At 68.6% G+C, this 23,913-nt stretch carries 20 protein-coding genes; 9 read left to right on the top strand and 11 right to left on the bottom strand.

What is annotated here, in order from left to right; translation table 11 throughout:
* Nucleotides 1–38: 38 nt before the first annotated feature.
* The gene (locus GGR16_RS14910) at nt 39–1,238 is read left to right on the top strand and encodes an MFS transporter (protein WP_183317089.1); all 1,200 of its coding nucleotides are present in this window, start codon (nt 39–41) and stop codon (nt 1,236–1,238) included.
* A 75-nt stretch (nt 1,239–1,313) separates the two neighbouring features.
* On the opposite strand, the gene GGR16_RS14905 is transcribed toward GGR16_RS14910, so the two are convergent.
* Nucleotides 1,314–2,210, bottom strand: coding sequence for a polysaccharide deacetylase family protein (locus tag GGR16_RS14905; protein ID WP_183317088.1), 897 nt, complete (start codon nt 2,208–2,210; stop codon nt 1,314–1,316).
* Between the two features lie 137 nt (nt 2,211–2,347).
* On the opposite strand from GGR16_RS14905, the gene GGR16_RS14900 reads away from it, so the two are divergent.
* The gene (locus GGR16_RS14900) at nt 2,348–3,229 is read left to right on the top strand and encodes a LysR family transcriptional regulator (RefSeq protein WP_183317087.1); all 882 of its coding nucleotides are present in this window, start codon (nt 2,348–2,350) and stop codon (nt 3,227–3,229) included.
* 6 nt (nt 3,230–3,235) lie between these two features.
* On the opposite strand, the gene GGR16_RS14895 is transcribed toward GGR16_RS14900, so the two are convergent.
* The 4 genes from GGR16_RS14895 to GGR16_RS14880 form a co-directional block, all read right to left on the bottom strand.
* Complete coding sequence (locus tag GGR16_RS14895; protein ID WP_183317086.1) at nt 3,236–4,792, bottom strand: SpoVR family protein; 1,557 nt, start codon at nt 4,790–4,792, stop codon at nt 3,236–3,238.
* A 12-nt stretch (nt 4,793–4,804) separates the two neighbouring features.
* Nucleotides 4,805–6,118 carry a YeaH/YhbH family protein gene (locus GGR16_RS14890; protein WP_183317085.1) on the bottom strand — a complete coding sequence of 438 codons (1,314 nt, stop codon included), beginning with the start codon at nt 6,116–6,118 and terminating at the stop codon, nt 4,805–4,807.
* A gap of 24 nt (nt 6,119–6,142) precedes the next feature.
* Nucleotides 6,143–8,092, bottom strand: coding sequence for a PrkA family serine protein kinase (locus GGR16_RS14885; protein WP_026015543.1), 1,950 nt, complete (start codon nt 8,090–8,092; stop codon nt 6,143–6,145).
* Nucleotides 8,093–8,357: 265 nt separating this feature from the next.
* Entirely contained in the window at nt 8,358–9,281 is a 924-nt protein-coding gene (locus GGR16_RS14880; protein WP_183317084.1) for an AEC family transporter, read from the bottom strand.
* A 253-nt stretch (nt 9,282–9,534) separates the two neighbouring features.
* Between GGR16_RS14880 and GGR16_RS14875 the strand changes: the two genes are divergently transcribed.
* Together GGR16_RS14875 and GGR16_RS14870 are read left to right on the top strand one after the other, a co-directional pair.
* Entirely contained in the window at nt 9,535–10,239 is a 705-nt protein-coding gene (locus GGR16_RS14875) for a glutathione S-transferase N-terminal domain-containing protein (protein WP_183317083.1), read from the top strand.
* 66 nt (nt 10,240–10,305) lie between these two features.
* A complete protein-coding gene (locus GGR16_RS14870; protein ID WP_183317082.1) occupies nt 10,306–10,782 on the top strand; it encodes a pyridoxamine 5'-phosphate oxidase family protein in 477 nt (158 codons plus the stop codon).
* A 17-nt stretch (nt 10,783–10,799) separates the two neighbouring features.
* On the opposite strand, the gene GGR16_RS14865 is transcribed toward GGR16_RS14870, so the two are convergent.
* Complete coding sequence (locus GGR16_RS14865) at nt 10,800–11,711, bottom strand: LysR family transcriptional regulator (protein WP_183317081.1); 912 nt, start codon at nt 11,709–11,711, stop codon at nt 10,800–10,802.
* Nucleotides 11,712–11,815: 104 nt separating this feature from the next.
* On the opposite strand from GGR16_RS14865, the gene GGR16_RS14860 reads away from it, so the two are divergent.
* Complete coding sequence (locus GGR16_RS14860) at nt 11,816–12,682, top strand: SDR family NAD(P)-dependent oxidoreductase (protein ID WP_183317080.1); 867 nt, start codon at nt 11,816–11,818, stop codon at nt 12,680–12,682.
* Between the two features lie 3 nt (nt 12,683–12,685).
* On the opposite strand, the gene GGR16_RS14855 is transcribed toward GGR16_RS14860, so the two are convergent.
* The 3 genes from GGR16_RS14855 to GGR16_RS14845 form a co-directional block, all read right to left on the bottom strand.
* Nucleotides 12,686–13,639, bottom strand: coding sequence for an amidoligase family protein (locus GGR16_RS14855; protein WP_183317079.1), 954 nt, complete (start codon nt 13,637–13,639; stop codon nt 12,686–12,688).
* A gap of 59 nt (nt 13,640–13,698) precedes the next feature.
* On the bottom strand, nt 13,699–14,874 hold the full coding sequence (locus tag GGR16_RS14850; RefSeq protein ID WP_019404498.1) for a lytic murein transglycosylase: 1,176 nt from the start codon (nt 14,872–14,874) through the stop codon (nt 13,699–13,701).
* Nucleotides 14,875–14,948: 74 nt separating this feature from the next.
* The gene (locus GGR16_RS14845) at nt 14,949–16,181 is read right to left on the bottom strand and encodes a benzoate/H(+) symporter BenE family transporter (protein ID WP_183317078.1); all 1,233 of its coding nucleotides are present in this window, start codon (nt 16,179–16,181) and stop codon (nt 14,949–14,951) included.
* A gap of 93 nt (nt 16,182–16,274) precedes the next feature.
* Here GGR16_RS14845 and GGR16_RS14840 point away from each other — a divergent pair, with 93 nt between their 5' ends.
* Together GGR16_RS14840 and GGR16_RS14835 are read left to right on the top strand one after the other, a co-directional pair.
* Entirely contained in the window at nt 16,275–16,994 is a 720-nt protein-coding gene (locus GGR16_RS14840; protein WP_246373083.1) for a GntR family transcriptional regulator, read from the top strand.
* Between the two features lie 76 nt (nt 16,995–17,070).
* Complete coding sequence (locus tag GGR16_RS14835; RefSeq protein ID WP_183317247.1) at nt 17,071–18,882, top strand: ABC-F family ATP-binding cassette domain-containing protein; 1,812 nt, start codon at nt 17,071–17,073, stop codon at nt 18,880–18,882.
* Between the two features lie 32 nt (nt 18,883–18,914).
* On the opposite strand, the gene GGR16_RS14830 is transcribed toward GGR16_RS14835, so the two are convergent.
* Entirely contained in the window at nt 18,915–19,352 is a 438-nt protein-coding gene (locus GGR16_RS14830; RefSeq protein ID WP_183317077.1) for a VOC family protein, read from the bottom strand.
* Nucleotides 19,353–19,581: 229 nt separating this feature from the next.
* Here GGR16_RS14830 and GGR16_RS14825 point away from each other — a divergent pair, with 229 nt between their 5' ends.
* On the top strand, nt 19,582–21,474 hold the full coding sequence (locus GGR16_RS14825; RefSeq protein WP_343059790.1) for a heavy metal translocating P-type ATPase: 1,893 nt from the start codon (nt 19,582–19,584) through the stop codon (nt 21,472–21,474).
* On the opposite strand, the gene GGR16_RS14820 is transcribed toward GGR16_RS14825, so the two are convergent.
* On the bottom strand, nt 21,469–22,017 hold the full coding sequence (locus GGR16_RS14820; RefSeq protein WP_245258928.1) for a MarR family winged helix-turn-helix transcriptional regulator: 549 nt from the start codon (nt 22,015–22,017) through the stop codon (nt 21,469–21,471). The two genes, GGR16_RS14825 and GGR16_RS14820, sit on opposite strands and share 6 nt — an antisense overlap.
* A gap of 117 nt (nt 22,018–22,134) precedes the next feature.
* Here GGR16_RS14820 and GGR16_RS14815 point away from each other — a divergent pair, with 117 nt between their 5' ends.
* Complete coding sequence (locus GGR16_RS14815; protein ID WP_183317076.1) at nt 22,135–23,910, top strand: N-acetylglutaminylglutamine amidotransferase; 1,776 nt, start codon at nt 22,135–22,137, stop codon at nt 23,908–23,910.
* Nucleotides 23,911–23,913: the final 3 nt, after the last annotated feature.

The raw sequence follows: 23,913 nt of genomic DNA, 5'->3' as shown, positions 1-23,913 counted from the left end.
TGATATCAATCATTCTTTTTCAACAGGATGCCGACCCCATGTCTTCCTATCGCTGGGTGCTCGTCGGGGCAGGGGCCCTGATGTCCTGCGTCGCCGTCGGGGCGATGTTCTCGCTCGCCATCTTTCTCGACCCGATGGCGACGGAGACCGGCTGGTCGCGGTCCGGCCTGTCGAGCGCGATGACGCTCAACTTCCTCGTCATGGGTGTCGGCGGCTTCGCCTGGGGCGCGGCGAGCGACCGTTTCGGCACGCGCATCGTGGTGCTCATCGGGGCCGTGGTGCTCGGGCTGGGGCTCGTGCTGGCGAGCCGGGCGACATCGCTCGTCGGCTTCCAGCTCACCTACGGGCTTCTCGTCGGCGTCGCGGCCAGCGCCTTCTTTGCGCCGATGATCGCGGCCGTCTCCGGCTGGTTCGACGAGAACCGGAGCCTTGCCGTCTCGCTCGTCTCGGCCGGCATGGGCGTTGCGCCGATGACCATTTCGCCGCTCGCGCGCTGGCTGATCACGGCCTATGACTGGCGCACGGCGATGCTGCTCATCGGGCTGCTGGCCTGGGCGCTCCTGCTGCCTGCAGCGCTCCTCGTGCGCCGGCCGGCGGCGGACGCCGGTTCCGCAGGAGCCGCCGCATCTGCCGCGGGCGGGGGCGGCCCCTCGGTCGGCGCCGCATTCCGCTCGCCGCAGTTCCTCGTCCTCGGCCTCACGTTCTTCGCCTGCTGCGCCGCCCATTCCGGGCCCATCTTCCACATGGTGAGCTATGCCATCGTCTGCGGCATCGCCCCGCTGGCGGCGGTGAGCATCTACAGCGTCGAAGGGCTGGCGGGGCTCGGCGGGCGTGTCCTGCTCGGCCTGCTCGGCGACCGCTACGGCGCCAAGCCCGTGCTCGTCGCGGGCCTCATGGTGCAGGCGCTCGCCATCGGCAGCTATACCTTCGTCAGTTCGCTCGGGGAGTTCTATGCGCTCGCCGTGATCTTCGGCACGGCCTATGGCGGGGTGATGCCGCTCTATGCGGTGCTGGCGCGGGATTATTTCGGCCAGCGCATCCTCGGCACCGTCTTCGGCGCCGCGACCATGCTGTCGAGCATCGGCATGGCCATCGGCCCGCTGTTCGGCGGCTGGGTGTTCGACACGTTCGGCAATTACGCCTGGCTGTTCATCGCCTCGAGCGGCCTCGGGCTGGCGGCCGTGGCGATCGCGCTCGCCTTCCCGTCGCCGCGCCGGGAGCGGCTGCAACTGGCCTGAGGTCGCTGGTGGGCGCTGCGGAGCGCCACCGCCCGGGGCAGGGTGGTGGCGCCTGTCGGGCTGCAAGAGTGTCCGTCAACGCGCCTGATGGTGCTGCGCGTACCAGTCGGCGATCTCGCTGCCGGTGGCGAGCCACACCTCCTGTCGCGAGGTGATGTGGGCGAGGGCCCTGTCGAAAGCGCGCATGCGGTGCGGATGGCCGATCAGGAACGGGTGCAGCGCGATGGCCATCACCCGGCCGGTCACGGCGCCATCCTCATAGAGCCCGTCGAACTGGTCGCGGATGGTCTGCGCGAAGTCCTCGCCCGTCTGGGCGCGCTCGATGAAGGCGGCGTAGTCGTTGATCTCGGCGGAGTAGGGCAGCGACAGCATGCTGCCGCTCCTGACGCGCATGGGATAGGGCTGCTCGTCGTTGACCCAGTTGGCGACGTAGCCGACCCCCGCCTCGGCGAGGAGGTCGAGCGTGCGGTGGGTTTCGCTCAGGCCCGGGCTCAGCCAGCCGCGTGGCCGCGTGCCCGTGGCCTCGGTGATGGCGTCGAGCACCGTCGTGACGAGGTGCCGCTCCTCCTCCTCGGACTGGGCGTTGATCATGGTGGAGTTGTTGGTGCCGTGCCCCATCCACTCCCAGCCGAGCGTCTTGCCGGCTTCCAGGATGCGCGGATAGTGGCGCACGACATCGGCGTTGAGGGCGGCCGTGCCGCGGATGCCGTGCCGCTCCATGACCTCCATCAGCCGCCAGATGCCGACGCGCACGCCGTAGTCGCGCCAGGAATAGTTGAGGACGTCGGGCACGAAGGCGGTCGTGGCCGGCACGATCGCCGCGCCCGGCCGATCGAACAGGAAGTGTTCGATGTTCGGGATGACCCAGACGGCGACGCGCGCGCCGTGCGGCCAGCGCAGGGGCGGGCGGTCGACGATGGCCGAATAGGGGAAGCGGCCGTGTTCCTGCGGGATCGCTGCAGCCTGTGACATGGATGGTCTCCTTGCTCGTCTCGACCGATGCCGCGCATCGGCCGGTCGCAAGGGAGATAGCGGCGCTCGTGGAGGAGAAGAATTGGGCTTCAGTGATGAAGACATCGGACTAGAATGTCCGAAATCGAGGATCGTCCATGGACAGCCTGCACGCCTTCAACGCCTTCGTTCGCGCCGCCGAGGCGCGCAGCTTCACGGTCGCCGGCCGGCAGCTCGGCGTGTCCTCGTCCGCCATCGGCAAGGCGATCGCGCGGCTCGAGGAGAAGGTTGGCGTGCGCCTGCTGCATCGCTCGACGCGCGCGGTCACGCTGACGGCGGAGGGGGCGCTCTTCCTGGAGCGTTGCCGCCGCATCTTCAGCGAGATCGAGGCGGCGGAGCTGGAGCTGGCGCAGACGCAGGGCGCGCCGCGCGGGAAGCTGCGCGTCAGCCTGCCCATCGTCGGCATGCTGATGATGCCGACGCTCACGGCCTTCATGCAGGCCTATCCGGACATCGAACTCGACCTCGACTTCACGGACCGGCTGGTCGACGTCGTGGAGGAGGGCTTCGACGTGGTGGTACGGGCCGGTGCGGTGAGCGATTCCCGCCTGATGATGCGCGTCCTGGGCGGCTTCCGGCTCGGGCTCGTTGCCTCGCCCGGCTATCTTGCGCAAAGGGGCACGCCGCGCACGCCCGCGGATCTCGCCGGCCATGCCTGCCTGCACCATCGCTATGCGACGAGCGGCAAGCTCGAGCCCTGGCCGCTGCGGCGCGGCGCAGGGGATCCGGAAATTCCGGTAGCGGCCGTCGCCAACACCATCGAGCCGCTGATCGCGATGGTGGAGGCCGGACTCGGCATTGCCTGCCTGCCGGATTTCGCCATTCGCCGGCAGCTCGCCGAAGGGCGGCTCTGCGCGGTGCTCGCCGAGCACACGGAGCACGAAGGCACCTTCCGGCTGCTTTGGCCGTCGAGCCGATACATGTCGCCCAAATTGCGCGTCTTCGTCGACTTCATGGCGCGACACCTCTTCGCGCAATGAGGTCGCCTATTCGGACAATTGCGCCGTCGAACGCTCGTAGCGGGTTTCGCCCGTCGCGGCATCGACGCCCGCGAGGCTGACGTCGTAGCCCCACAGCCGGCGCACGTGGCGCAGCGTGGCATCGCGCTTCTCCTCCTCGAGGAGGACGCCGTTCTTGATGTAATGGGCGAGCCGCAGGTGCCGGTTACCGAGCAGGTCGACGTCGACCACCTGGATGTCGGGCAGATTGGCGCCGGTCTCGTAATTGCGGGCGAGGGCGGTGCGCACGGCTTCATAGCCGCGCTCATTGTGGATGGACGTCACCTCGCAGAAATTGTCGCCCGCCCTGTCGGACAGCAGGAACAGCCGGAACTTCCGGATCAGCGCCGGGCTCAGATATTGCAGGATGAAGGATTCGTCCCGGTGGTTGGCCCAGGCGTCGATCAGCGTGGCGCGCCAGTCGCCGCTGCCGGCGAGATCGGGAAACCAGTCCCTGTCCTCCGCGGTCGGCTCCGTCGCGATGCGCTCGATGTCCTGCATCAGGGCAAAGCCCAAGGCATAGGGGTTGATGCCGGAAAAGCGCGGGTCGTCGAAATCGGGTTGGAAGACGACGTTGGAGTGGCTTTGCAAAACCTCCAGCATCGTGCCCTCGTTGATCTTCCCCTGATCATAGAGGCGGTTCATGATGAAGTAGTGGACGAAGGTGGCGCAGCCCTCGTTCATCACCTTCGTCTGGCGTTGTGGATAGAAATACTGGGCGATGACGCGCACGATGCGCAGGATCTCGCGTTGCCACGGCTCCAGGATGAGGCTGTTCTTCTCGAGGAAATAGAGAAGGTTTTCCTCCGGCAGGTTGAGGGCCTTCTTGCGCTCTGCCGCGTCGCGCTCGGCCTTGGAGGCGCCGTCCTCGTCGCTGGCATCGGTCGAGGAGGGGAGTGTCCGCCACAGGTCGTTGTAGGTCTGCTCCTCGTATTCCAGCCGCTCGCGGGCGCGCTCGCGCTCCTTCTCCGAGGAGAGGCGCGGCGGGCGGCGGTAGCGGAAGACGCCCTGATCCATGATGGCGTGGGCGGAATCGAGGATCTCCTCGACGGCGGCGGTGCCGTGGCGCTCCTCGCACTTCGTCACGTATTTCTTGGCGAATTCCATGTAGCCGAGGATGGCGTTGGCGTCGGTCCACTGCCGGAAGAGATAGTTGTTCTTGAAGAAGTGGTTGTGCCCAAAGGCGGCATGCGCCGTCACCAGGGCCTGGATGGCCATGGTGTTCTCCTCCATCAGGTAGCTGATGCAGGGATTGGAGTTGATGACGAGCTCGTAGGCGAGGCCGCGCAGCCCCTTGCGATAGAGATGGTCCTCGAAGACGAAGCGCTTGCCGAAGGACCAGTGCTGGTACATCAGCGGCATACCCACCGAAGAATAGGCGTCGAGCATCTGCTCGGAGGAGATGATCTCGATCTGGTTGGGGTAGACGTCGAGCTGGAGCTCCTCGAGAGCGATGGTCTCGATGGCTTCGTAGGTGCGCGAGAGGGTGGCGAAGTTCCAGTCGGAGCCGGAAAAGAGGAGCGGTGAGGCTGGCCGTTTCGTCATCCCGATCCCCGTTCACTTGCGCTGCTGCGTCGTGGGCTGGCGGGCGAAGAGCTTGCGGAAGACCGGGTAGATATCGGCCGGCCGGGCGATCCGCGTCATCTGGAAGTTCGGCCATGCCTCGTTCACCGTGCGGTAGGCCCGCCAGAGCGAGGTGCCGTTGTCGGTCGCGCCGAAGATCTCGGTCTCGCGCTCGTCGATGATCTCGACATAGGCGTAGTACTGGCAGAGGCGCATCAGCGGCCCATTGAGCAGGGACGAGCAGCGCTCGGAATCGCCGGCGATGTTGTCGCCGTCCGAGGCCTGGGCGGCGTAGATGTTCCAGTCCCGGGCCGGGTAGCGCTCCTCGATGATGCGCTGCATCTCCTCGAGGGCGGTCGAGACCACGGTGCCGCCGCTCTGGGTGGAATAGAAGAAGGTGTCCTCGTCGACCTCCCGCGCCTCGTCCGTGTGGCGGATGAAGACGATGTCGATGCGGTCGTAGCGGCGCTTGAGGAAGAGGTGCAGCAGCACGAAGAAGCGCTTGGCGAGGTCCTTCTCCCGCTCGCCCATGGAGCTCGACACGTCCATGAGGCAGAACATTACCGCATTGGCGTTCGGCAGCGGCTGCGGCTCGAAGCGGTTGTAGCGGATGTCGACGGGATCGACATAAGGGATGCGCCGGCGCCGGCGTTCCAGCCGCTCCAGCTCTCCGTGCAGCTCCTCGAGCCGCTGGCCGCTGCCCGGCGCGGGAGGCGTGGCCTCGAGCGTCGCGATCTCCTTAGCGAGGGCTTCGATATCCCCGCGGCGCGGCCGGTGCAGGGCGATGCGGCGGCCGTAGCTGTTGCGCATGGTGCGCCCGACATTGATGTTCGTCGGCGCGCCGCTCGTCGCGAAGCCCGCCCGGCGCGGCTTGTAGGACACGGTTTCCTTCAGGGAGAGCTTGATCATGTCGGGCAGCTCGAGGTCCTCGAAGAACAGGTCGAGCACCTCCTCGCGCGAGAGCACGAACTGGAAGTCGTCCTCCGCCTGGCCGCGGCCAGCGCGGGAGCCGGCACCGCCTGCTCCTCCGCCGGGCTTCGGAATCCGATCGCCCGGCGTGAACTCCTTGTTTCCCGGCAGGATATATTGCCGCTGCCCGCTGGTGCGGGCGGGCTGGAAGGTCGGTTCATCCGTGCCGCGCGCGGGCATTGGCACGCCCTGCTCGGCATCGACATCCGCGATCTTGCCCGCCCTGATCCGCTCCTTGACGACCCGCTTCAGCTCTTCGTGGGCACGCCGCAGGAAGCGCCGCCTGTTCCCGAGGCTCTTGTCCTTCGGGTTGAGGCGGCGATCGATGAAGTTCGGCATCCGCTGACCTCGCCCATTGGCGCCTCATCCCGCCTTGTTGACACGCATGTACCAGTCGACGAGGCGCCGGACCTGCCGCCTGGTATAGCCACGGTCGACCATGCGATGCACGAACTCGTCGTGCTGCTTCTCCGTGGCACTGTCCTTCTTGGAGCCGAAGCTGATCACCGGCAGCAGGTCCTCCACCTGGGCGAACATGCGCTTCTCGATGACCTCGCGCAGCTTCTCGTAGCTCGTCCACGCGGGATTGCGGCCGTGGTTCCTGGCCCGGGCGCGCAGCGTGAACTTGACCACCTCGTTGCGGAAGTCCTTCGGGTTGGCGATGCCTGCCGGTTTCTCGATCTGCGACAGCTCGCTGTCGAGGATCTCGCGGTTGAGGATCTGCCCCGTGTCGGGGTCCTTGAAGTCCTGGTTCTCCAGCCAGGCGTCGGCATAGGCGATATAGCGGTCGAACAGGTTCTGGCCGTATTCGCTGTAGGATTCGAGATAGGCCTTCTGGATCTCGTGGCCGATGAACTCGGCATAGCGCGAGGCGAGCTCGGATTTGATGAAGTCGAGATAGGCGGTCTCGGTCTCCTTCGGGAACTGCTCGCGCTTGATGGCCTGCTCGAGGATGTACATGAGATGGACGGGGTCGGCCGCGACCTCCTTGGTGTCGTAGTTGAAGGTCTCGGACAGGACCTTGAAGGCAAAGCGCGTGCTCACCCCGGTCATGCCCTCGTCGACGCCGGCGGCGTCGCGGTATTCCTGCACGGGCTTCGCCTTGGGGTCGATGTCCTTCAGGTTCTCGCCGTCATAGACCCGCATCTTGGTATAGAGCGGCGAGTTCTCGTGCTCCGCGAGCCGGGTCGAGACGGTGAAGCGGCTCAGGATCTCCAGAACCTCCGGTGCGCAGGGTGCCTTGGCAAGCGCGCTCTCGCGCAGCAGCTTGTCATAGATCTGCCGCTCCTCGGTCACGCGCAGGCAATAGGGCACCTTGACCACCAGGATGCGGTCGAGGAAGGCCTCGTTGTTCTTGTTGTTCTTGAACTGCAGCCATTCCGATTCGTTGGAATGGGCGAGGACGATGCCCTGGTAGGGGAAGGCCCCGAAGTTCTCCGTGCCGTTGTAGTTGCCCTCCTGGGTCGCCGTCAGCAGCGGATGCAGCACCTTGATGGGGGCCTTGAACATCTCGACGAACTCGAGCAGCCCCTGCGTCGTGCGGTTGAGGCCGCCGCTGTAGGAATAGGCGTCAGGATCCGACTGGCTGTAGTTCTCGAGCTGGCGGATGTCGACCTTGCCGACGAGCGAGGATACGTCCTGGTTGTTCTCGTCGCCGGGCTCGGTCTTGGCGATGGCGATCTGTCGCAGGCGCGAGGGCATCAGCCTGACGACACTGAACTTCGAGATGTCGCCCCCGACCTCGTCGAGGCGCTTCGCCGCCCAGGGCGAGATGAGGCCGGTCAGGCGCCTTCGGGCGATGCCGTACTTGTCCTCCAGAAGGTCTGCCATGCGCTCGGGATGAAACAGGCCGAGCGGCGATTCGAAGATCGGGCTGACGGTGCCGTTGATCGCCAGCGTGTAGATGGGGCGTTGCTCCATCAACTTCTTCAACTGCTCGGCGAGCGACGATTTGCCGCCGCCGACAGGACCGAGCAGGTAGAGGATCTGCTTGCGTTCCTCGAGCCCCTGCGCGGCATAGCGAAAGTAGCCCACGATCCGCTCGATCGTGTCTTCCATGCCGTAGAAATCGGCGAAAGTCGGATAAATCTTGATCGTTCTGTTGGAGAATATCCGGCCGAGGCGTTCGTCGGCACTCGTATCGACGAGCGTCGGTTCTCCGATGGCATCAACCATCCGCTCCTGAGCGGTGGCGTACATGCTTTTGTCATCACGGCACGCGAGAAGATAGTCTTGGAGACTCATCTCCTCCTGCGCCGTACTTTTATAAATCTCCGAAAACAGATCGAAGACGTCCGATTCTCTCCTTTGCATAGTGCTCTCCCGCGGCAGGCCCGGTCATTGCGACGGGATGGCCATCGGCTCCTGCTCTCGGAGTGAACCATTTTGCGCACCCACGGTTCCCTTGGGGCAGAACCCTTTGGGAATGGGCACGACAGGCGCCCCAGCAGTCACCTTCGGGCTGTCACATCACACCTCCGGAACGATCGATTGCCGACTCACCTGAGAATAATATAGGGCTCCGCCGCCCTTCTGAAATTGTTCTCTTCCAGAATGTGATCGGAAGCCCTGCCGCCGATCAGGGGATGAGCGCCGTGAGGGCGAGTGCCGCCGGGATGGCGAAGGCTGCGAGCACGGTCTGCGTGGCGGTGATCCCGGCCATCAGCGGCGCGTCGCCGCCGAGCTGCCGGGCGAGGATGTAGGAGGAGGAGGCGGTCGGCAGCGCCTGGAACATCAGCGCGATGGTCGCAGCCGGTGCGCCGAGGCCGGTGAGCCGCACGGCCAGCAGCGTCACCATTGGCATGACAAGGAATTTTGCCACGGAAGAGGCGGCGACCGGGCCGATCCAGGAGCGGGCCGCGCCGAAGTCGAGCGCCGCGCCGACGCACAGGAGGCCGAGCGGCATGGAGGCGGCGCCGAGGGCGCGCAGCGCCGGCTCGATCCCGGCCGGCGGGCGCACGCCGAGCCACTGCAGCAGAATGCCGCCGAGGCAGGCGACGACCAGCGGGTTCGTGACAATCAGCCGCAGGACGCCGAGGGCCGCGACCCGCGCCGTGCCGAACCGCGCGAAGACGAGGATGCACAGAAGATTGACCGTGGGCACGATGGCCGCATTGCACACGGCGGCCAGCGCGATGCCCGGCGCGCCGAAGATCCCGGCGGCGAGGCTCACCCCGATGTAGTTGTTGAAGCGGATGCTGCCCTGGAAGATCGAGGTGAAGGCGGCGCCGTCGGTGCGGAACAGGGGGCGGGCGAGGACGACGACGAGGGCCACCGTGACGGTGGCGCCGACGAGCACGAGCGCCAGTTCCCGCACGGGCAGGGCGTCAATGTCCGCCGTCGCGAGGCCGTTGAGGAACAGGGCCGGCAGGAGCACGAAATAGCAGAGCCGCTCGGCCTGCGGCCAGAAGGCCTCGGCGATGAAGCCGGAACGGCGCAGCCCGTAGCCGAGGGCGATCATGAGGGCCACGGGGATGAGGGCGAGTGCGACCGTGCCGGTCACGCGCGTCGCCCCCCGGGCAGCCGTTCACCGACCGGCGGGCGCGGCTGCCTCAGCGGAAAGACCGTCGGGGGCATCGTGATTCGTCCTCTACCCGTGCAATCGCGGATCACTGCGGATAGCGCCTGACGTGCCGGCCAGCAATTCCCTGCCGCGCATACGCCGGCGACCCTTCGCTCATGGCTGCGGCGGGGCTTGAGCGCCGTCGCCCATCGGCTACCGTTGCGGCCCATGCCCGCTGCCGTTGGAGCCCTCGATGCCGGATCTGTCCGCTTTCCCGATCACGAAACGTTGGCCCGCCGCTCACCCCGAGCGCCTGCAGCTCTATTCCGTGCCGACGCCGAACGGGGTGAAGGTATCCATCATGCTGGAGGAGACCGGGCTTCCCTACGAGGCGCACGCCATCGAGTTCGGCGCCGACGGGACGCGGACACCGGAGTTCCTGTCGCTCAATCCCAACGGCAAGATCCCGGCGATCATCGATCCGGACGGCCCCGGTGGGGCGCCGCTCGGCCTGTTCGAATCCGGTGCGATCCTGCTCTATCTCGCCGAGAAGACGGGGCAGTTCCTGCCGCAGGACCCGGCGCGGCGCTGGGAAACCATCGCGTGGGTCTTCTTCCAGATGGCCGCCATCGGGCCGATGTTCGGACAGGTCGGCTACTTCCACAAGTTCGCCGGCCGGGAGATCGCCGACAAGCGCCCGCTCGAGCGCTACGTCCATGAATCGAAGCGCCTGCTCGGTATCCTCGAGGCCCGGCTCGACGGCCGCTCGTGGATCATGGGCGAGGAGTACAGCATCGCCGACATTTCCATGCTCGGGTGGGTGCGCAACCTCATCGGCTTCTACGGCGCAGGCGACCTCGTCGGCTTCAGCGGGCTGAAACATGTGCCGGCCTGGCTCGAGCGGGGCCTCGCGCGTCCTGCCGTGCAGAGGGGCCTCGAGATTCCGCGACGATCCTGATCCCGGCCGGAGGGAACTCACGCCCGCCGTCTCCGTTCGTCGGTCATCGCATGAAGGAGTTGAACGATGGCCGATGACGACGTTGCACGCGTATGGGACCTCGTGGAGAAGATCGGCTTCTGCATGCTCGCCACGCATGACGGCGAGGACATCCGCTCGCGCCCCATGGCGGCCTATCCGGACCGGGACGGGCAGGTGATCTATTTCCTCACCGACGCGGCCAGCTGGAAGGACGAGGACATCGACCGCGATCCCAACGTCGGGCTCGCCTTTGCCGATACGGACGGGCAGAAATACGTCTCCCTGACCGGGCGGGCGACCATCTCCAACGACCGCCGCAAGATCCATCAGCTGTGGTCGACGCCGGCCAAGGCCCGGTGGGACAGCCCGGATGATCCCTCCATCCGCGTCCTGATGGTGCGGCCGAAGGATGCCCAGTACTGGGATAGCCCGGGCACCGTCGTGAGCTACATCAAGATGGTCGCCGCGGCCGTCACCGATACCAGGCCGGCGATGGGGGATAACGCCAAGGTCCGGCTGTAGCCGCGGCTTCCGCGCCGCTAGGCCGGCCGCAGCACCTGGCGCGCGACATCGATGAAGGCGCGCAGCTTCGGCTGTGCCCCGGCCCGGCGAGGGAAATAGAGGAAGAGGCCCGGACTGCGGGGCAGGAACGGCTGCAGCACCGGTACCAGCCGTCCGGTCCGGATCTCCGCCTCGGCGGCGATGTCGGCGACATAGGCGAGGCCGAGGCCGGCCGTGGCAAAGGCGACGAGCAGGGCGCCGTCGTTGACGAGGAGGCCGCCCGGCGGGTCGACCGTCACCGAGCGGCCCTCGCGCTCGAATTCCCAGCGGTAGACGGCACCCGATGTCGGAAACCGGTAGCGGATGGCCTCGTGCCGGGTCAGGTCTTCGGGCAGCTCCGGCGTGCCGCGGGCGGCGAGATAGGCAGGGCTCGCGACCACCGACCAGGCGATGTCGCGCGTGAGGCGCACCGCCACCATGTCGCGCTCCACGAATTCGCCGATGCGGATGCCGGCGTCATAGCCGCGGGCTGGCAGGTCGACCGTCGCGTCCTCGACGGAGATCTCGACGGACACCTTGGAATGGGTGCGCCGCAGGGCCGGGATCACCGGCTCGACGACGAGCGGCACGGCCATGCGGAGGACGGTGAGACGCAGCAGGCCGGCCGGTTCCTCGCCCATCTCCCCGACAGCCTCGATCGCCCGGGCGATCTCGGCCGCCGCCGGCCCGGCGCGGGCAAGCAGCGTGGCGCCGGCCTCGGTCAGGCCTACCCGCCGGGTGGTGCGCAGGAAGAGCGGCGTGCCGAGGCGCGCCTCGAACGCTTTCACAGCCTGGCTGACCGCTGCGGGCGACACGCCAAGCCGGGCGGCGGCAGCCGTGAAGCCGCCAGTCTCGGCGACGGCGAGGAAGGCGGCAAGGCCTGGGAAGGGATCGGACGAGGTCGCGGACATGGCGAAAATTATAAAGCACTGCTTAAAGGTGCACAAAGCGGAGCCGGATTTTTCATGATAATCCGCGGCGGTAGCCTTCTTCACGCCATAGCGAGGAGAGGGACATGGACAGTCGATCACAGGCGGGCAGGCTGCCACGGCGGCAAGTGCTCGGCGGCATGCTGGCGGCCGGCGCGGTCGGAGGCACCGGCATTGCCGCGAGCTCCACGGCAGCAGAGGTCGCAGGCGTGCTGACAGGCAAGGTGGCGATCGTCACGGGCGGCACCTCTGGCATCGGAGCGGTGACGGTCGCCGCCCTTGTGGCGGCCGGCGTCCGGGTGGCCTTCAATGGCCGGCGGGAGGACCTCGGCCGCGTGGTCGAGCAGCGCGTGCGTGAGAGCGGGGGCGAGGCCGTCTATCTCAGGTCGGACGTGCGCGACGCCGGCCAGATGGAGCGGTTCGTCGCCGACACGGTGGCGCGCTACGGTCGTCTCGACATTGCCTTCAACAACGCGGGCATCGACCTGCCGCCCGCCCCGATCGCCGACACCGACATCGCCGGCTTCGACGACCAGATCGCCACCAACCTGCGCGGCGTCTTCCTAGCGATGAAATACGAACTGCCCCATCTCGTGCGCGCGAAAGGGGCTATGATCAACATGGCCTCCATCGGCGGGCGGCATGCCTTTCCCAACATCCTTGCCTACGGCGCATCCAAGGCCGCCGTCATCCACATGACGCGCGCCGCTGCCCAGGAATATGGACGCGACATGCGCATCAACGCCATTGCGCCGGGACCGATCGAGAGCCCGATGCTGGAGCGGGTGCGGCGCGACTGGAAGGTAACGACCGAGCAACTGGTCGCTCCCTACCCCATGCGGCGCGTCGGCACGGCGGAGGAGGTGGCCGCCCTGGTGCTGTTCCTGGCCAGCGATGAGAGTTCCTATGTGAGCGGCCACGTCATCGGCATCGACGGCGGCGACCTGCCGTAACGCTCACACATCCGCCGCGAGGACCGGCCTGCCGGCCAGCGCCTTCCGGCACGCGGCGTCGAGTGCAGCCGGGTCGGCGGCGAGCCGCTCGACAGCGACCCAGCGGTTCCAGTCCGCCGCGACACTCCAGCCGGGCTCGCCGACACAGGCGAGCGGCAGGCGGTAGTGCAGCACCTCGCGCTTGCCGACCTTGTCGGTGAGGCGCGGGGCAATGCCCTCCGGATCGCGGTGCAGGAGGAGAGGCAGGAGATCGAGCGAGCGCCGGCGCGTCGGATTGTCGGCGAGATAGTCCTCGGCGAGCGCCTCCTCATCGGGCCAGTAGTCGGGCGACAGCACCTTCTCGACATAGGCCGGCGGATAGGCGGGCGGCGCGAAGAGGCGGGCGACGACGTCCGGGTGGGTATCGTCGCGCAATTGCGGTTCGAGAACGAGGAAGGCCTTGAGGAGACACGCCAGGGTGTGGGGGCCGAGATCCGGCAGGGCGATGTTGAAGTGCAAGCCGAGCGCGCCGAAGGGCGTGATGCCGCGCCCGCGGGCGCCGGCTTCCCGCAGGACGCCGACGGCATGATCGACGCGGTGCAACGCGTCGAGCCGCAGGGGAGCGGTGATCAGCTCGCGCGGCACGAAGGGCGAGAGGGCCGCACCGAGCCGCGCCGAAGCGGGCGGCGAAAGGCGGGGCAAGGGGTGCTGCTGCGCGCGGTGCGGATGGACGTGCTGGACGTCGAGCTCGACCGTGAGATCGCCGATGGCGCTCGCCTCGAGATGCCAGGCGTGGGCATCCTCCTCCCGCACCAGGCCGCCGAACGCGGCGGCGAGCGCATCGGCGGCGGCGCGGACCGGCAGCCCGATGAATTCCACTTCTACCCCGACCCTGCGCGGGCGGCCATCGGCCGTCAGCGGAACGGGCGGGGCATGGAAGCGGGGCTCGCGATCGTCCGAAGGGGCGAGGCTCTCCATTCTCCCGATGTGGGCATCGAAGCGGCCGCTCGCCAGAGGCCCTCGCGGTTGGTGGGTCTCTAGCGCCCGCCGAGGGCCCGGTAGATCCTGCTTCCGGCGCGGCCCGTCGGCGGCATGCCGAGGCGCCGTTCGGCGGCGGCGATCGCCTCGCGCGTCGCCGGGCCGATCTTCCCGTCCGCCTCGCCGATATCGTAGCCCTGCGCGATGAGGAGCTTCTGCAGCTGCAGGCGCTGCGCCCGCGACAGGCCCGGATCATCCGTCGGCCAGGGCGTGCGCAGCGGCGGGTAGCCGGCCATGCGATCGGCGAGGTGGGAAATGGCGAGGGCGTAGGATTCCGCCTGGTTGTAGGAATAGATGGCGTCGAAGTTGCGGAAGACGAGGAAGCCCGGGCCGTTGGGGCCCGCCGGCAGCAGCAAGCCGGCCTGCGCCCCGCCGGAGAGCGGCGAGCCGTCGGCGCGGGTAACGCCACGCTGCGCCCAGGTGGACAGCGGCGCCTTGTTGCGCCGGCCCGTGGGGCCGTTGTAGCCGGCCGGCACGCGCACCTCGAACATCCACGACTCGCCCTGGCGCCAGCCCGCCCGCTTGAGATAGTTGGCGGTGGAACCGAGCGCGTCGGCGACCGAACTGACGAGATCGCGGCGTCCGTCGCCGTCGAAGTCGACCGCGAGGCGCTGGTAGGTGGAGGGGATGAACTGCGTCTGGCCGAAGGCGCCGGCCCACGAGCCGTAGAGCTTGTCGAGCGAGAGGTCGCCGCGCTGGACGAGCTTGAGCGCCGCCATCAGCTCGCCCTTCCAGAAGCTCGTGCGCCGGTTGCTGGCACAGGTCAGCGTCGCGAGCGCATGCGGCAGGAAAGAGCTGCCCGCTTCCTGGCCGAAGTCGGTCTCGACCCCCCAGACGGCCGCGATGACGAAGCGGTCGACGCCGAACTGGCGCTCGGCGGCGCGCAGGATGTTGTCGTAGCGGCGCATCATGGCGCGCCCCTGGGTGACACGCTCCTCGTCGACGAGGAAGGCGAGATAGTCCCAGATCGGCGTCTTGAACTCGGGCTGGACCGTCGACAGACGCAGCACCTTCTCGTCCGGGGCGGAGATGTCGAGTGCGCGGTCGAGGATGGCGCGGCTGACGCCTTGCTGTGCCGCCTCCTGCTTCAGGCCGGCGACGCAGGACTGGAACGAGGCGGCCGCGGGGCTGGCCAGTGTCACGGCGAGTGCGGCCCCGAGCAGCATCGATCGCATGCGTCTTCCTCCTGTGCGTGTCCTGTCTCTTCGGCGGAGTCTAACCGATTCTTCGTCGGAGCCGACCCGCACGGTCAGCGGTGCCGCCGCATCAGCAGCATCAGGGCGCCGCCGGCGATGAGCGCCCAGAAGGCGGCGCCGATGCCGAGGAAGGCCGTGCCCGAGGCGGCGGTGACGAAGGTCACGATCGCCGGCAGGCGCTCGTTCTCGCCGGAGAGGGCGGCGACGAGCGCGCCGGCGAGGCTGGCGAGGAGGGCGAGGCCGGCCACCGCCTCGATGAGCAGCGGCGGCGAGGCGGCGATGAAGGCCGCGGCAAAGCCCGCGCCGAGGCCGAGCACGACATAGGTCGCACCGGCGACGGCCGCGGCGATGTAGCGCCGGCGTGGATCGGGATGGGCCTCGGGCCCGGCGCACAGGGCGGCCGTGATGGCGGCGAGGTTGACGAGATGGCCGCCGAAGAAGGCGATGACGCCGCTCGCGAGGCCGGTCGACACGAAGATCGGCTTCACGTCCGGCTGGTAGCCGTTGGTGCGCAGCACGGCGAGGCCGGGGATGTTCTGCGAGGCCATGGTGACGATGAAGAGCGGCAGGGCGATGCCGACGAGGGCGTCAAGCGTAAAGGCGGGCACGACAAAGACCGGCCGTGGCCAGATGTCGGCAAGCGCGCCGTCGGGGATCGGCGTCGCGAAGACGACGATGAGCGCGGTGACGACGACCGCGACCGGCACGGCATAGAGCCGGGCGACGCGCATCGTCACCGCCCAGGCGAGGATGATGGGCAGGGCGAGCAGCGGCATCGCGCCGACCGCGCGCACCGGCGCGAGGCACAGGTCCATGAGGACGCCGGCGAGCATGGCGCTCGCCAGCGACACGGGGATGGCGGCGACGGCGCGGCCGAAGGCGCGCCACAGGCCGGCGACCACGACGAGGCCCGCGGCGACGAGGAAGGCGCCCGTCGCGGCGGCATAGCCGCCGTGCATGGCTCCCGTGGCGACGAGGAGCGCCGCGCCGGGCGTCGACCAGGCGATGCTGATCGGCAGGCGCGTGCGCAGGGAGAGGAAGGCTCCGAGCAGCCCCTTGACGACGCAGAGCGCGAGGAGGCCAGAGGCGGCCTCGGCCGGCGATGCGCCGGCAGCGGCAAAACCCTGCAACACGATGGCGAAGGACGAGGCAAAGCCGACCACGGCGGCGAGGGCGCCGGCGAAGACCGGTTGGACCGCAGAACCGCTCGCCGGCGCTGATGCGGCAGCAACGGAATGGACGGGTTCGACGCCGTCGCCGGCGGTGGTGGCGGTTTCGGTGCGCATGGCGGAGCTTCTGCGGCGATGGACTTTGCGGTTGAAGCGCGGGCCGGAGTATTGCTAAATTGGATCCAATCGACAAGTGGATATTGGATGCGAATGACGATGGACGGTGGACGACGCGCCGTGGCGGCTGAAGGGAGCGAGGCGGTTGCGGCCCTCGTGGCCGATGTCGGCCCGCGCTATCGCACCGCGACGGAGTTCGTGGAGGCGACCCTGCGCCAGGGCATCCTGAGCGGTCGGCTGTCCGGCGGCACGCCACTCCGGCAGGAGGAGCTGGCGCGGCTCTTCAACGTCAGCCGCATGCCGGTGCGCGAGGCGCTGCGGCAGCTCGAAGCCCAGGCCCTCATCGATTTCGTGCCGCATAAGGGCGCCGTCGTCACCGACATCTCGGCCGAGGATGCCGCCGACAACTACGCCATCCGCCGGGCGCTCGAACCGGCGGCGCTCACCCTCTCCATCCCCCATCTCGACGCGCAGGACTTCGCGCGCGCCGAGGAGCTGATCACCGAGATGGATGCCGAGACGGAGCCCGGCCGCATGGGCGAGCTCAACCGGCGCTTCCACATGTCGCTCTATGCCCGCGCCGGGCGGCCGAGGCTGCTCGCGCTCACCGAGCAGCAGCTCGCCTCGGCCGACCGCTACGTGCGCTTCCACCTCGCCGCCAAGGGGCAGGAGCACATGGCCCAGGAGGACCACCTCGCCATGCTGGCGGCGGCGCGTCAGCGCGATGCGGCGCGGGCGGTTGCCGTCCTCCTCGGCCATCTCGACACGGCGGCGGTGACGATCGACGCCTTCTTCCGCGAGCGGGCCGGCTGACCGTCGCATTTGGCAGCGGCGCCCGGCTGCGCTAGATGGCGGGCGAACCATCCCGCGCCGAAAGCATTTGAGCACCATGGCCCCGCCGCTCCTGCAACTGACCGACATCCACCTGACCTTCGGCGGCACGCCGCTCCTGACGGGCGCCGAGCTCAGCGTCGGCGAGGGCGAGCGGCTCTGCCTCGTCGGCCGCAACGGCTCGGGCAAGTCGACGCTGCTCAAGATCGCCGCCGGGCTCGTGGAAGAGGACCGGGGCGAGCGCTTCGCCCAGCCCACGGCGACGATCCGCTACCTGCCGCAGGAGCCGGACCTGTCGGCCTTCGCGACGACGCACGCCTATGTGGAGGCGGGGCTGGCGCCGGGCGACGAGCCCTACCGCGCGCGCTACCTCCTCGAGCAGCTCGGCCTCACCGGCGATGAGGCGCCCGCTAACCTCTCGGGCGGGGAGGCGCGCCGGGCGGCGCTGGCGCGCGTGCTCGCGCCGGAGCCGGACATCCTCCTCCTCGACGAGCCGACCAACCACCTCGACCTGCCGGCCATCGAATGGCTGGAGAGCGAGCTCAAGGGCATGCGCTCGGCGCTGGTGCTCATCAGCCACGACCGGCGCTTCCTCGAAAGCCTGTCGCGCGCCACCGTCTGGCTCGACCGCGGCGTCACCCGGCGGCTCGACAAGGGCTTTGCCGCCTTCGAGGCCTGGCGTGACGAGGTGCTGGAGCAGGAGGAGCGCGAGCGCCACAAGCTCGACCGCAAGATCGCCATGGAGCTGGACTGGCTGCGCTACGGCGTCACGGCCCGGCGCAAGCGCAACCAGCGCCGTCTCGGCGAACTCGGTGCCATGCGCAGGGAGCGGCGCGAGCAGCGCCGCGTGCTCGGCAATGTCGACATGACGGTGAGCGAGGCGGAGCTGTCCGGCACCCTGGTCGTCGAGGCCAAGCACATCGCCAAGGCCTACGGCGAACGCCGCATCGTCGAGGACTTCTCCATCCGCATCTTCCGCGGCGAACGCGTCGCCATCGTCGGCGCGAATGGCGCCGGCAAGACGACCCTTGTCGAGATGCTGACGGGCCGGCTCGCGCCCGATGCCGGCACGGTGCGGCTCGGGGCGAACGTCGCCATGGCGCGGCTCGACCAGACGCGCTCGGCCCTCGACCCCGAGGCGAGCCTGACGGAGGTGCTGACCGACGGAGCGGGCGACAGCGTTGTCGTCAACGGGCAGTCGCGGCACGTCGTCAGCTACATGAAGGACTTCCTGTTCTCGCCGGAGCAGGCGCGCACGCCGGTCAAGGTGCTCTCCGGCGGCGAGCGGGCGCGGCTCTTGCTCGCCAAGGCCCTCGCCAGCCCCTCGAACCTCCTCGTGCTCGACGAGCCGACCAACGACCTCGACCTCGAAACCCTCGACCTGCTGCAGGAGATGCTGGCCGATTATGCCGGCACGGTCCTCCTCGTCAGCCACGATCGCGATTTCCTCGACCGGGCGGCGACATCCGTCCTGATGGCGGAGGGGCAGGGGCGCTTCGTCGAATATGCCGGCGGCTACAGCGACATGGTCGCCCAGCGCGGCAGCGGCGTCGGCGCGCGCGCGGTGGAGAAGGCGAAGGTCCAGAAGGCGCCGAAGCCGGCGGCCGAGAAAGCGGCGGCGCCGGCGCCCCGGAAGAAGCTGAGCTTCAAGGACAAGCACGCGCTGGAGACCCTGCCCGCCCGCATCACCGAACTGGAGAAGACGGTCGCCGAGCTGGCCGGAAGGCTCTCCGACGAGGCGCTCTATGCCCGCGATCCCGACGGCTTCGCGCGGGTGAGCGCGAAGCTCGCCGAGGTGCAGGGCGAGCTCTCGGCGGCGGAGGAGCGCTGGCTGGAGCTGGAGATGCTGCGCGAGGAGCTGGAGGGCTAGACGGGGCGCAGGCCGACGACCTGCAGGCGCGCTCAGCTGAGTTCCTGGGCGAGTCCGATGAGAAGCCCTTCAGGCCCGCGGATGTAGCAGAGCCGATATGCGTCTTTGTACTGGACGACTTCGCCGACGAGCTGCGCGCCGCGGTTGCGAAGCTTTTCAAGCGTCTCGTCGATATCGTCCACGGCGAACATGACGCGGAGATAGCCTAGAGCGTTGACCGGAGCGGTCCGGTGATCCGCGGCCACAGGCGGCGAGAGGAAGCGGGATAGCTCGAGCCGGTTGTGGCCGTCCGGCGTGCGCATCATGGCAATCTCGACACGCTGACCGGCGAGCCCAGTGACACGTCCGGCCCATTCTCCTTCGATCGTGGCCCGCCCTTCGAGCTCGAGACCGAGCTCGCGAAAGAAATCGATCGCTCCGCCGAGGTCTTCGACGACGATTCCTACGTTGTCCATCCGTTTGAGCGCCATATGTGCAATCTACAAGGTGTGATCTGGCCCGTAAACTCATCGATCTGCTTTCCAGGTGAGCAAGCGGTTGATAGAGGGGGCGGAAGGGAGCCCTGCGATGCGTGGCAGATCTTCGCGGCTCATCTCCCGATAGAAAGCTTGCGGTTCGGACGGTTTGCCGCGCTTGTCCTTGATGCATCGCGCTGCATAGTGGTGCTGCCGCGCCGTGCGGCGGTGCCGGGCCTTCGCCTTGTCCGAGAGCGTTGCCAGACTGCGTCCGTTCCTCGTGCTCCTCGCCGTGCTCGGGCTCGCCGGCGGGTTCGTGCTGCGCATGGCCGGCCATGGCGCGGCTGCGCCCTACGTCTGGGCGGCGGCGACGGCGCCGGTGCTCGCGGCGCTCGTCGTCGAGATCATCACCAGCCTGCGCCGCGGCGACGTCGGGCTCGATATCGTCGCCGCCTTGTCCATGTCGGGGGCGCTCGTTCTCGGCGAGACGCTCGCCGGCGCCGTCGTGGCGCTGATGTATGCAGGCGGGCAGTATCTCGAATTCTACGCGGAAGGCCGGGCCCGGCGGGAGATGCGGGCGCTGCTCTCGCGCGTGCCGCGCAGCGCCCTGCGCTACGACGGGGAGGGACGCATCGCCGAGGTGCCGCTCGCCGACATCCACCCCGGCGAGCGCCTCCTGATCCGCCAGGGCGACGTGCTGCCGGTGGACGGGCGCGTCGTCGACGAGCCGGCGATGGTCGACCAGTCCGCCATCACGGGTGAATCCGTGCCGGTGCGGCTGTTGCCGGGGCGGGAAGCGCTGAGCGGCACGACGAATATCGGCGCCGCCTTCGATCTCCTCGTGCTGAGGCCGGCGGCCGAGAGCACCTATGCCGGCATCGTCCGGCTCGTCGAGGAGGCGCAGAAGGCCAAGGCGCCGATGGCACGCCTCGCCGACCGCTATGCCATCGCCTTCCTCGCCGTCACCGTGCTGCTCGCCGGCGCCGCCTGGCTCGTCAGCGGCGATCCGGTGCGGGCGCTCGCGGTGCTCGTCGTGGCGACGCCATGCCCGCTCATTCTCGCCGTGCCCGTCGCGCTGGTCGCCGGGCTGTCGCAGGCGGCGCGGCATGGCGTGCTGATCAAGGGCGGCGGGGCGCTGGAAGCCCTGTCGCAGGCGCGCACCGCCGTGCTCGACAAGACGGGGACCCTGACCTTCGGTCGCGCCCGCCTCGTCGATGTCCGGGTCTTCGCCGGGGCGAACGGGGACGGAGATGTCGATGCCGACGAGGCACTGCGGCTCGCCGCCTCGCTCGACCAGGCCTCCGCGCATGTCGTCGCCGAGGCGCTGATCGAGGCGGCGGGGGAGCGCGGCCTCGCCCTGTCGGCGCCACATGAGGTGAGCGAGACGGCCGGGCGGGGGCTCGCTGGCCGGGTGGAGGGGCGGGCGGTCGCCGTCGGCAGCCTGTCCTATGTCGGCGAATATCTCGACGGGGCCGTGCCGCCGATCGAGGGCATGGACGGCAGCACGGCGGCGGTCGCGGTCGCGGTGGACGGGCGCCTCGCGGCGGTGCTGCTGCTCGCCGATCTCCTGCGGCCGGATGCGGCGGGCCTGCTCGCGCGCCTGGAGCAGGAGGGCGTCTCCCGGCTCGTCCTCGCCTCCGGCGACCGCAGCGACATCGTCGCCGAGATCGCCGCCGGCCTGCCGCTGGCGGAGGCCCGCGGCGACCTGTCCCCGCAGGACAAGCTCGGCATCGTGCGGCGGGAGCGCCGCAGGGCCACGGGTGCGGTCATGATGATCGGCGACGGCATCAACGATGCGCCGGCCCTCGCGGAGGCGGATGTCGGCATCGCTGTCGGCGCGCGCGGGGCGAGCGCCTCGGCGGAGGCGGCCAATGTCGTGCTGCTGGTGGAAGGGCTTGCGCCTGTGGCGGATGCGCTCGTCATCGCCCGGCGCTCGCGGCGCATCGCGCTTCAGAGCGTCTATGTCGGCATCGGCCTGTCGGGTCTCGGCATGCTCGCGGCCGCCGCCGGCTTCCTCGCGCCGGTGCAGGGGGCGCTGCTGCAGGAGGTGATCGACGTCGCCGCCATCATGAACGCGCTCAGGGCGCTCGCGCCGGCACCGGGCATGAGCGCGCCGGGGACGGCCAAGGGCTCATGAGCCGGTGGGCGCGGGCAGCACGCTTCCCGTCGCTTCCATCATGTCGGCGAGGTTGCGCACGGCGCTGACGAGACCGGCGCGTTCACCGGCGGGCAGGGCCGCGAGCATGGCCGCCGCCTCGTCGGGCAGGAGGGACGGGGCTGCCGCGAGCACGTCCCGCCCTGCCGGCGTCAGCCGGGTGTGGACGATGCGCCGGTCGACGACGTTGCGGTAGCGCTCGACGAGGCCGCGCCCCTCGAGCTTCTCCAGGGTCACGACGACGGTCGCCGGCGTCAAGTCGGCATAGCGGGAGAGGGCATTCGTCGTCACCTCGCCGAGGTCGGCGACGCCTTGCAGGATGACGATCTGCGACGTGGTGAGGCCCACCGAGCGCGAGATCGCCTTCGAGCGCGTCTCCATCACATGCACGATGCGGCGGATGGCCTTCGACAGGGCCTGCAGGTCGTCCTGCGCCGGCAGGATGCGCATGGAACCACCGGCGCTCGATCCGGCTTCCCCCAGCCCGGAACCCACCGGGACTGTCTGACGTTCATCAACTTTCATGGCTTGCTCCGCCATTGTTTTGACATCAAAACATTCGCCATGTAAAGATTAGATATCAAATTATCTATCGTGAGGCGCCGGCCTGAAGCGCCGGTCATCGGGGAGATCGACGGATCGATGTGCGGAATTTGTGGTGAGCTGAGGTTCGACGGACGCTCTGCGGACATCGCCATGCTGGAGCGGATGACGGGGGTGATGACACCGCGCGGCCCCGATTCCGGCGGCGTCGTGGCGCGCGGCCCGGTCGGCTTCGGCCACCGGCGCCTCAAGATCATCGATCTCACCAACAAGGCCGAACAGCCGATGGTCGACGCCGACCTCGGCCTGACGATTGCCTTCAACGGCTGCATCTACAACTACCCCGAACTGCGCGAGGAACTCGCCGGCCTCGGCTACCGCTTCTTCTCGCACGGCGACACCGAGGTGATCCTCAAGGCCTATCACGCCTGGGGCATCGATTGCGTCAAGCGCTTCAACGGCATGTTCGCCTTCGCCATCCACGAGCGCGACAGCGGCCGTGTCGTCCTGGCCCGCGATCGCTTCGGCATCAAGCCGCTCTATCTCGCCGAGGCGGACGGCGCGCTGATGTTCGCCTCCTCGCTGCCGGCGCTGGTGGCGACGGGCAAGGTGGACGTGACGATCGACCGGGTGGCGCTGCAGCATTACATGACCTTCCACGCCGTGGTGCCGGCGCCGCGCACGATGCTCAAGGGCGTGCGCAAGCTGCCGCCCGCGACCGTGCGGGTGATCGAGCCGGACGGCGCGCAGAAGGACACCCAGTTCTGGCGCCTCGATTTCACGCGCACGCCCGCGGACGTCGCGCGCTCGGCCGAGGAGTGGCGCGACATGGTGCTCGCCTCCGTGCGGCAGGCCGTGAGGCGGCGCATGGTGGCGGACGTGCCGGTAGGCGTGCTGCTCTCGGGCGGCGTCGATTCCAGCGTCATCGTCGGCCTCCTTGCCGAGGAGGGGCAGAAGGGGCTGATGACCTTCTCCATCGGCTTCGAGGAGGCGAACGGCGAGAAGGGCGACGAGTTCGTCTATTCCGATCTCATCGCCCGGCACTACGACACCGACCACCACAAGATCTTCATCCCCTCCGCGCGCATGCTGGAGGCGCTGCCGGCGACCATCGGCGCCATGTCCGAGCCGATGGTGTCCTATGACAATGTCGGCTTCTTCCTCCTGTCGCAGGAGGTGGCGAAGCACATCAAGGTGGTGCAGTCGGGGCAGGGGGCGGACGAGATCTTCGGCGGCTATCACTGGTATCCGCCGCTCGCCAGCTCCAACGCGCCGGTCGACGACTATGCCCGCCATTTCTTCGACCGGGACAACGGGCGGCTCGGCACGCATCTCAATCCCGAGTGGCACCTGATGCGGGACGAGGCGCGCGCCTTCGTCGAAGAGCACTTCGCCATGCCCGGCGCGGACGATCCCGTCGACAAGGCGCTGAGGCTCGATTCCACCGTGATGCTGGTCGACGATCCGGTGAAGCGCGTCGACAACATGACGATGGCCTGGGGCCTCGAGGCGCGGGTGCCCTTCCTCGACTACGAGCTGGCGGAACTCGCCGCGCGCATCCCGTCCGAGCACAAGCTCAGCCAGGGCGGCAAGGGCGTCCTCAAGGAGGCGGCGCGGCAGGTCATCCCGCACGAGGTCATCGACCGCAAGAAGGGCTATTTTCCGGTGCCGGCCCTCAAATACATCGAGGGGCCGACGCTCGAGATGGTCGAAGCCGCGCTCACGTCGCAGAAGGCGCGCGAGCGCGGCCTGTTCGACCAGCGCTATCTCGAACGGCTGTTCGCCGATCCCAAGAGCGCCATCACGCCCCTTCGGGGCTCCGAGCTGTGGCAGGTCGCCCTGCTCGAGATGTGGCTGCAGACGCACGGCCTTTGACCG

The sequence above is a fragment of the Chelatococcus caeni genome (assembly GCF_014196925.1).
GTDB lineage: Bacteria > Pseudomonadota > Alphaproteobacteria > Rhizobiales > Beijerinckiaceae > Chelatococcus_A > Chelatococcus_A caeni.
The sequence above is the reverse complement of the archived record's forward strand: the minus strand, read 5'-3'. Positions and strand labels throughout refer to the sequence as shown.

What these genes read in the sequence shown, in the direction of transcription:
- GGR16_RS14895 (WP_183317086.1), bottom strand. Translation starts at nt 4,792, where the DNA reads ATGACGAAACGGCCAGCCTCACCGCTCCTCTTTTCCGGCTCCGACTGG.
- GGR16_RS14855 (WP_183317079.1), bottom strand. Translation starts at nt 13,639, where the DNA reads ATGGAGAGCCTCGCCCCTTCGGACGATCGCGAGCCCCGCTTCCATGCC.
- GGR16_RS14910 (WP_183317089.1), top strand. Translation starts at nt 39, where the DNA reads ATGTCTTCCTATCGCTGGGTGCTCGTCGGGGCAGGGGCCCTGATGTCC.
- GGR16_RS14905 (WP_183317088.1), bottom strand. Translation starts at nt 2,210, where the DNA reads ATGTCACAGGCTGCAGCGATCCCGCAGGAACACGGCCGCTTCCCCTAT.
- GGR16_RS14900 (WP_183317087.1), top strand. Translation starts at nt 2,348, where the DNA reads ATGGACAGCCTGCACGCCTTCAACGCCTTCGTTCGCGCCGCCGAGGCG.
- GGR16_RS14860 (WP_183317080.1), top strand. Translation starts at nt 11,816, where the DNA reads ATGGACAGTCGATCACAGGCGGGCAGGCTGCCACGGCGGCAAGTGCTC.
- GGR16_RS14845 (WP_183317078.1), bottom strand. Translation starts at nt 16,181, where the DNA reads ATGCGCACCGAAACCGCCACCACCGCCGGCGACGGCGTCGAACCCGTC.
- GGR16_RS14815 (WP_183317076.1), top strand. Translation starts at nt 22,135, where the DNA reads ATGTGCGGAATTTGTGGTGAGCTGAGGTTCGACGGACGCTCTGCGGAC.
- GGR16_RS14850 (WP_019404498.1), bottom strand. Translation starts at nt 14,874, where the DNA reads ATGCGATCGATGCTGCTCGGGGCCGCACTCGCCGTGACACTGGCCAGC.
- GGR16_RS14870 (WP_183317082.1), top strand. Translation starts at nt 10,306, where the DNA reads ATGGCCGATGACGACGTTGCACGCGTATGGGACCTCGTGGAGAAGATC.
- GGR16_RS14840 (WP_246373083.1), top strand. Translation starts at nt 16,275, where the DNA reads ATGACGATGGACGGTGGACGACGCGCCGTGGCGGCTGAAGGGAGCGAG.
- GGR16_RS14830 (WP_183317077.1), bottom strand. Translation starts at nt 19,352, where the DNA reads ATGGCGCTCAAACGGATGGACAACGTAGGAATCGTCGTCGAAGACCTC.
- GGR16_RS14875 (WP_183317083.1), top strand. Translation starts at nt 9,535, where the DNA reads ATGCCGGATCTGTCCGCTTTCCCGATCACGAAACGTTGGCCCGCCGCT.
- GGR16_RS14890 (WP_183317085.1), bottom strand. Translation starts at nt 6,118, where the DNA reads ATGCCGAACTTCATCGATCGCCGCCTCAACCCGAAGGACAAGAGCCTC.
- GGR16_RS14885 (WP_026015543.1), bottom strand. Translation starts at nt 8,092, where the DNA reads ATGCAAAGGAGAGAATCGGACGTCTTCGATCTGTTTTCGGAGATTTAT.
- GGR16_RS14835 (WP_183317247.1), top strand. Translation starts at nt 17,071, where the DNA reads ATGGCCCCGCCGCTCCTGCAACTGACCGACATCCACCTGACCTTCGGC.
- GGR16_RS14820 (WP_245258928.1), bottom strand. Translation starts at nt 22,017, where the DNA reads ATGAAAGTTGATGAACGTCAGACAGTCCCGGTGGGTTCCGGGCTGGGG.
- GGR16_RS14865 (WP_183317081.1), bottom strand. Translation starts at nt 11,711, where the DNA reads ATGTCCGCGACCTCGTCCGATCCCTTCCCAGGCCTTGCCGCCTTCCTC.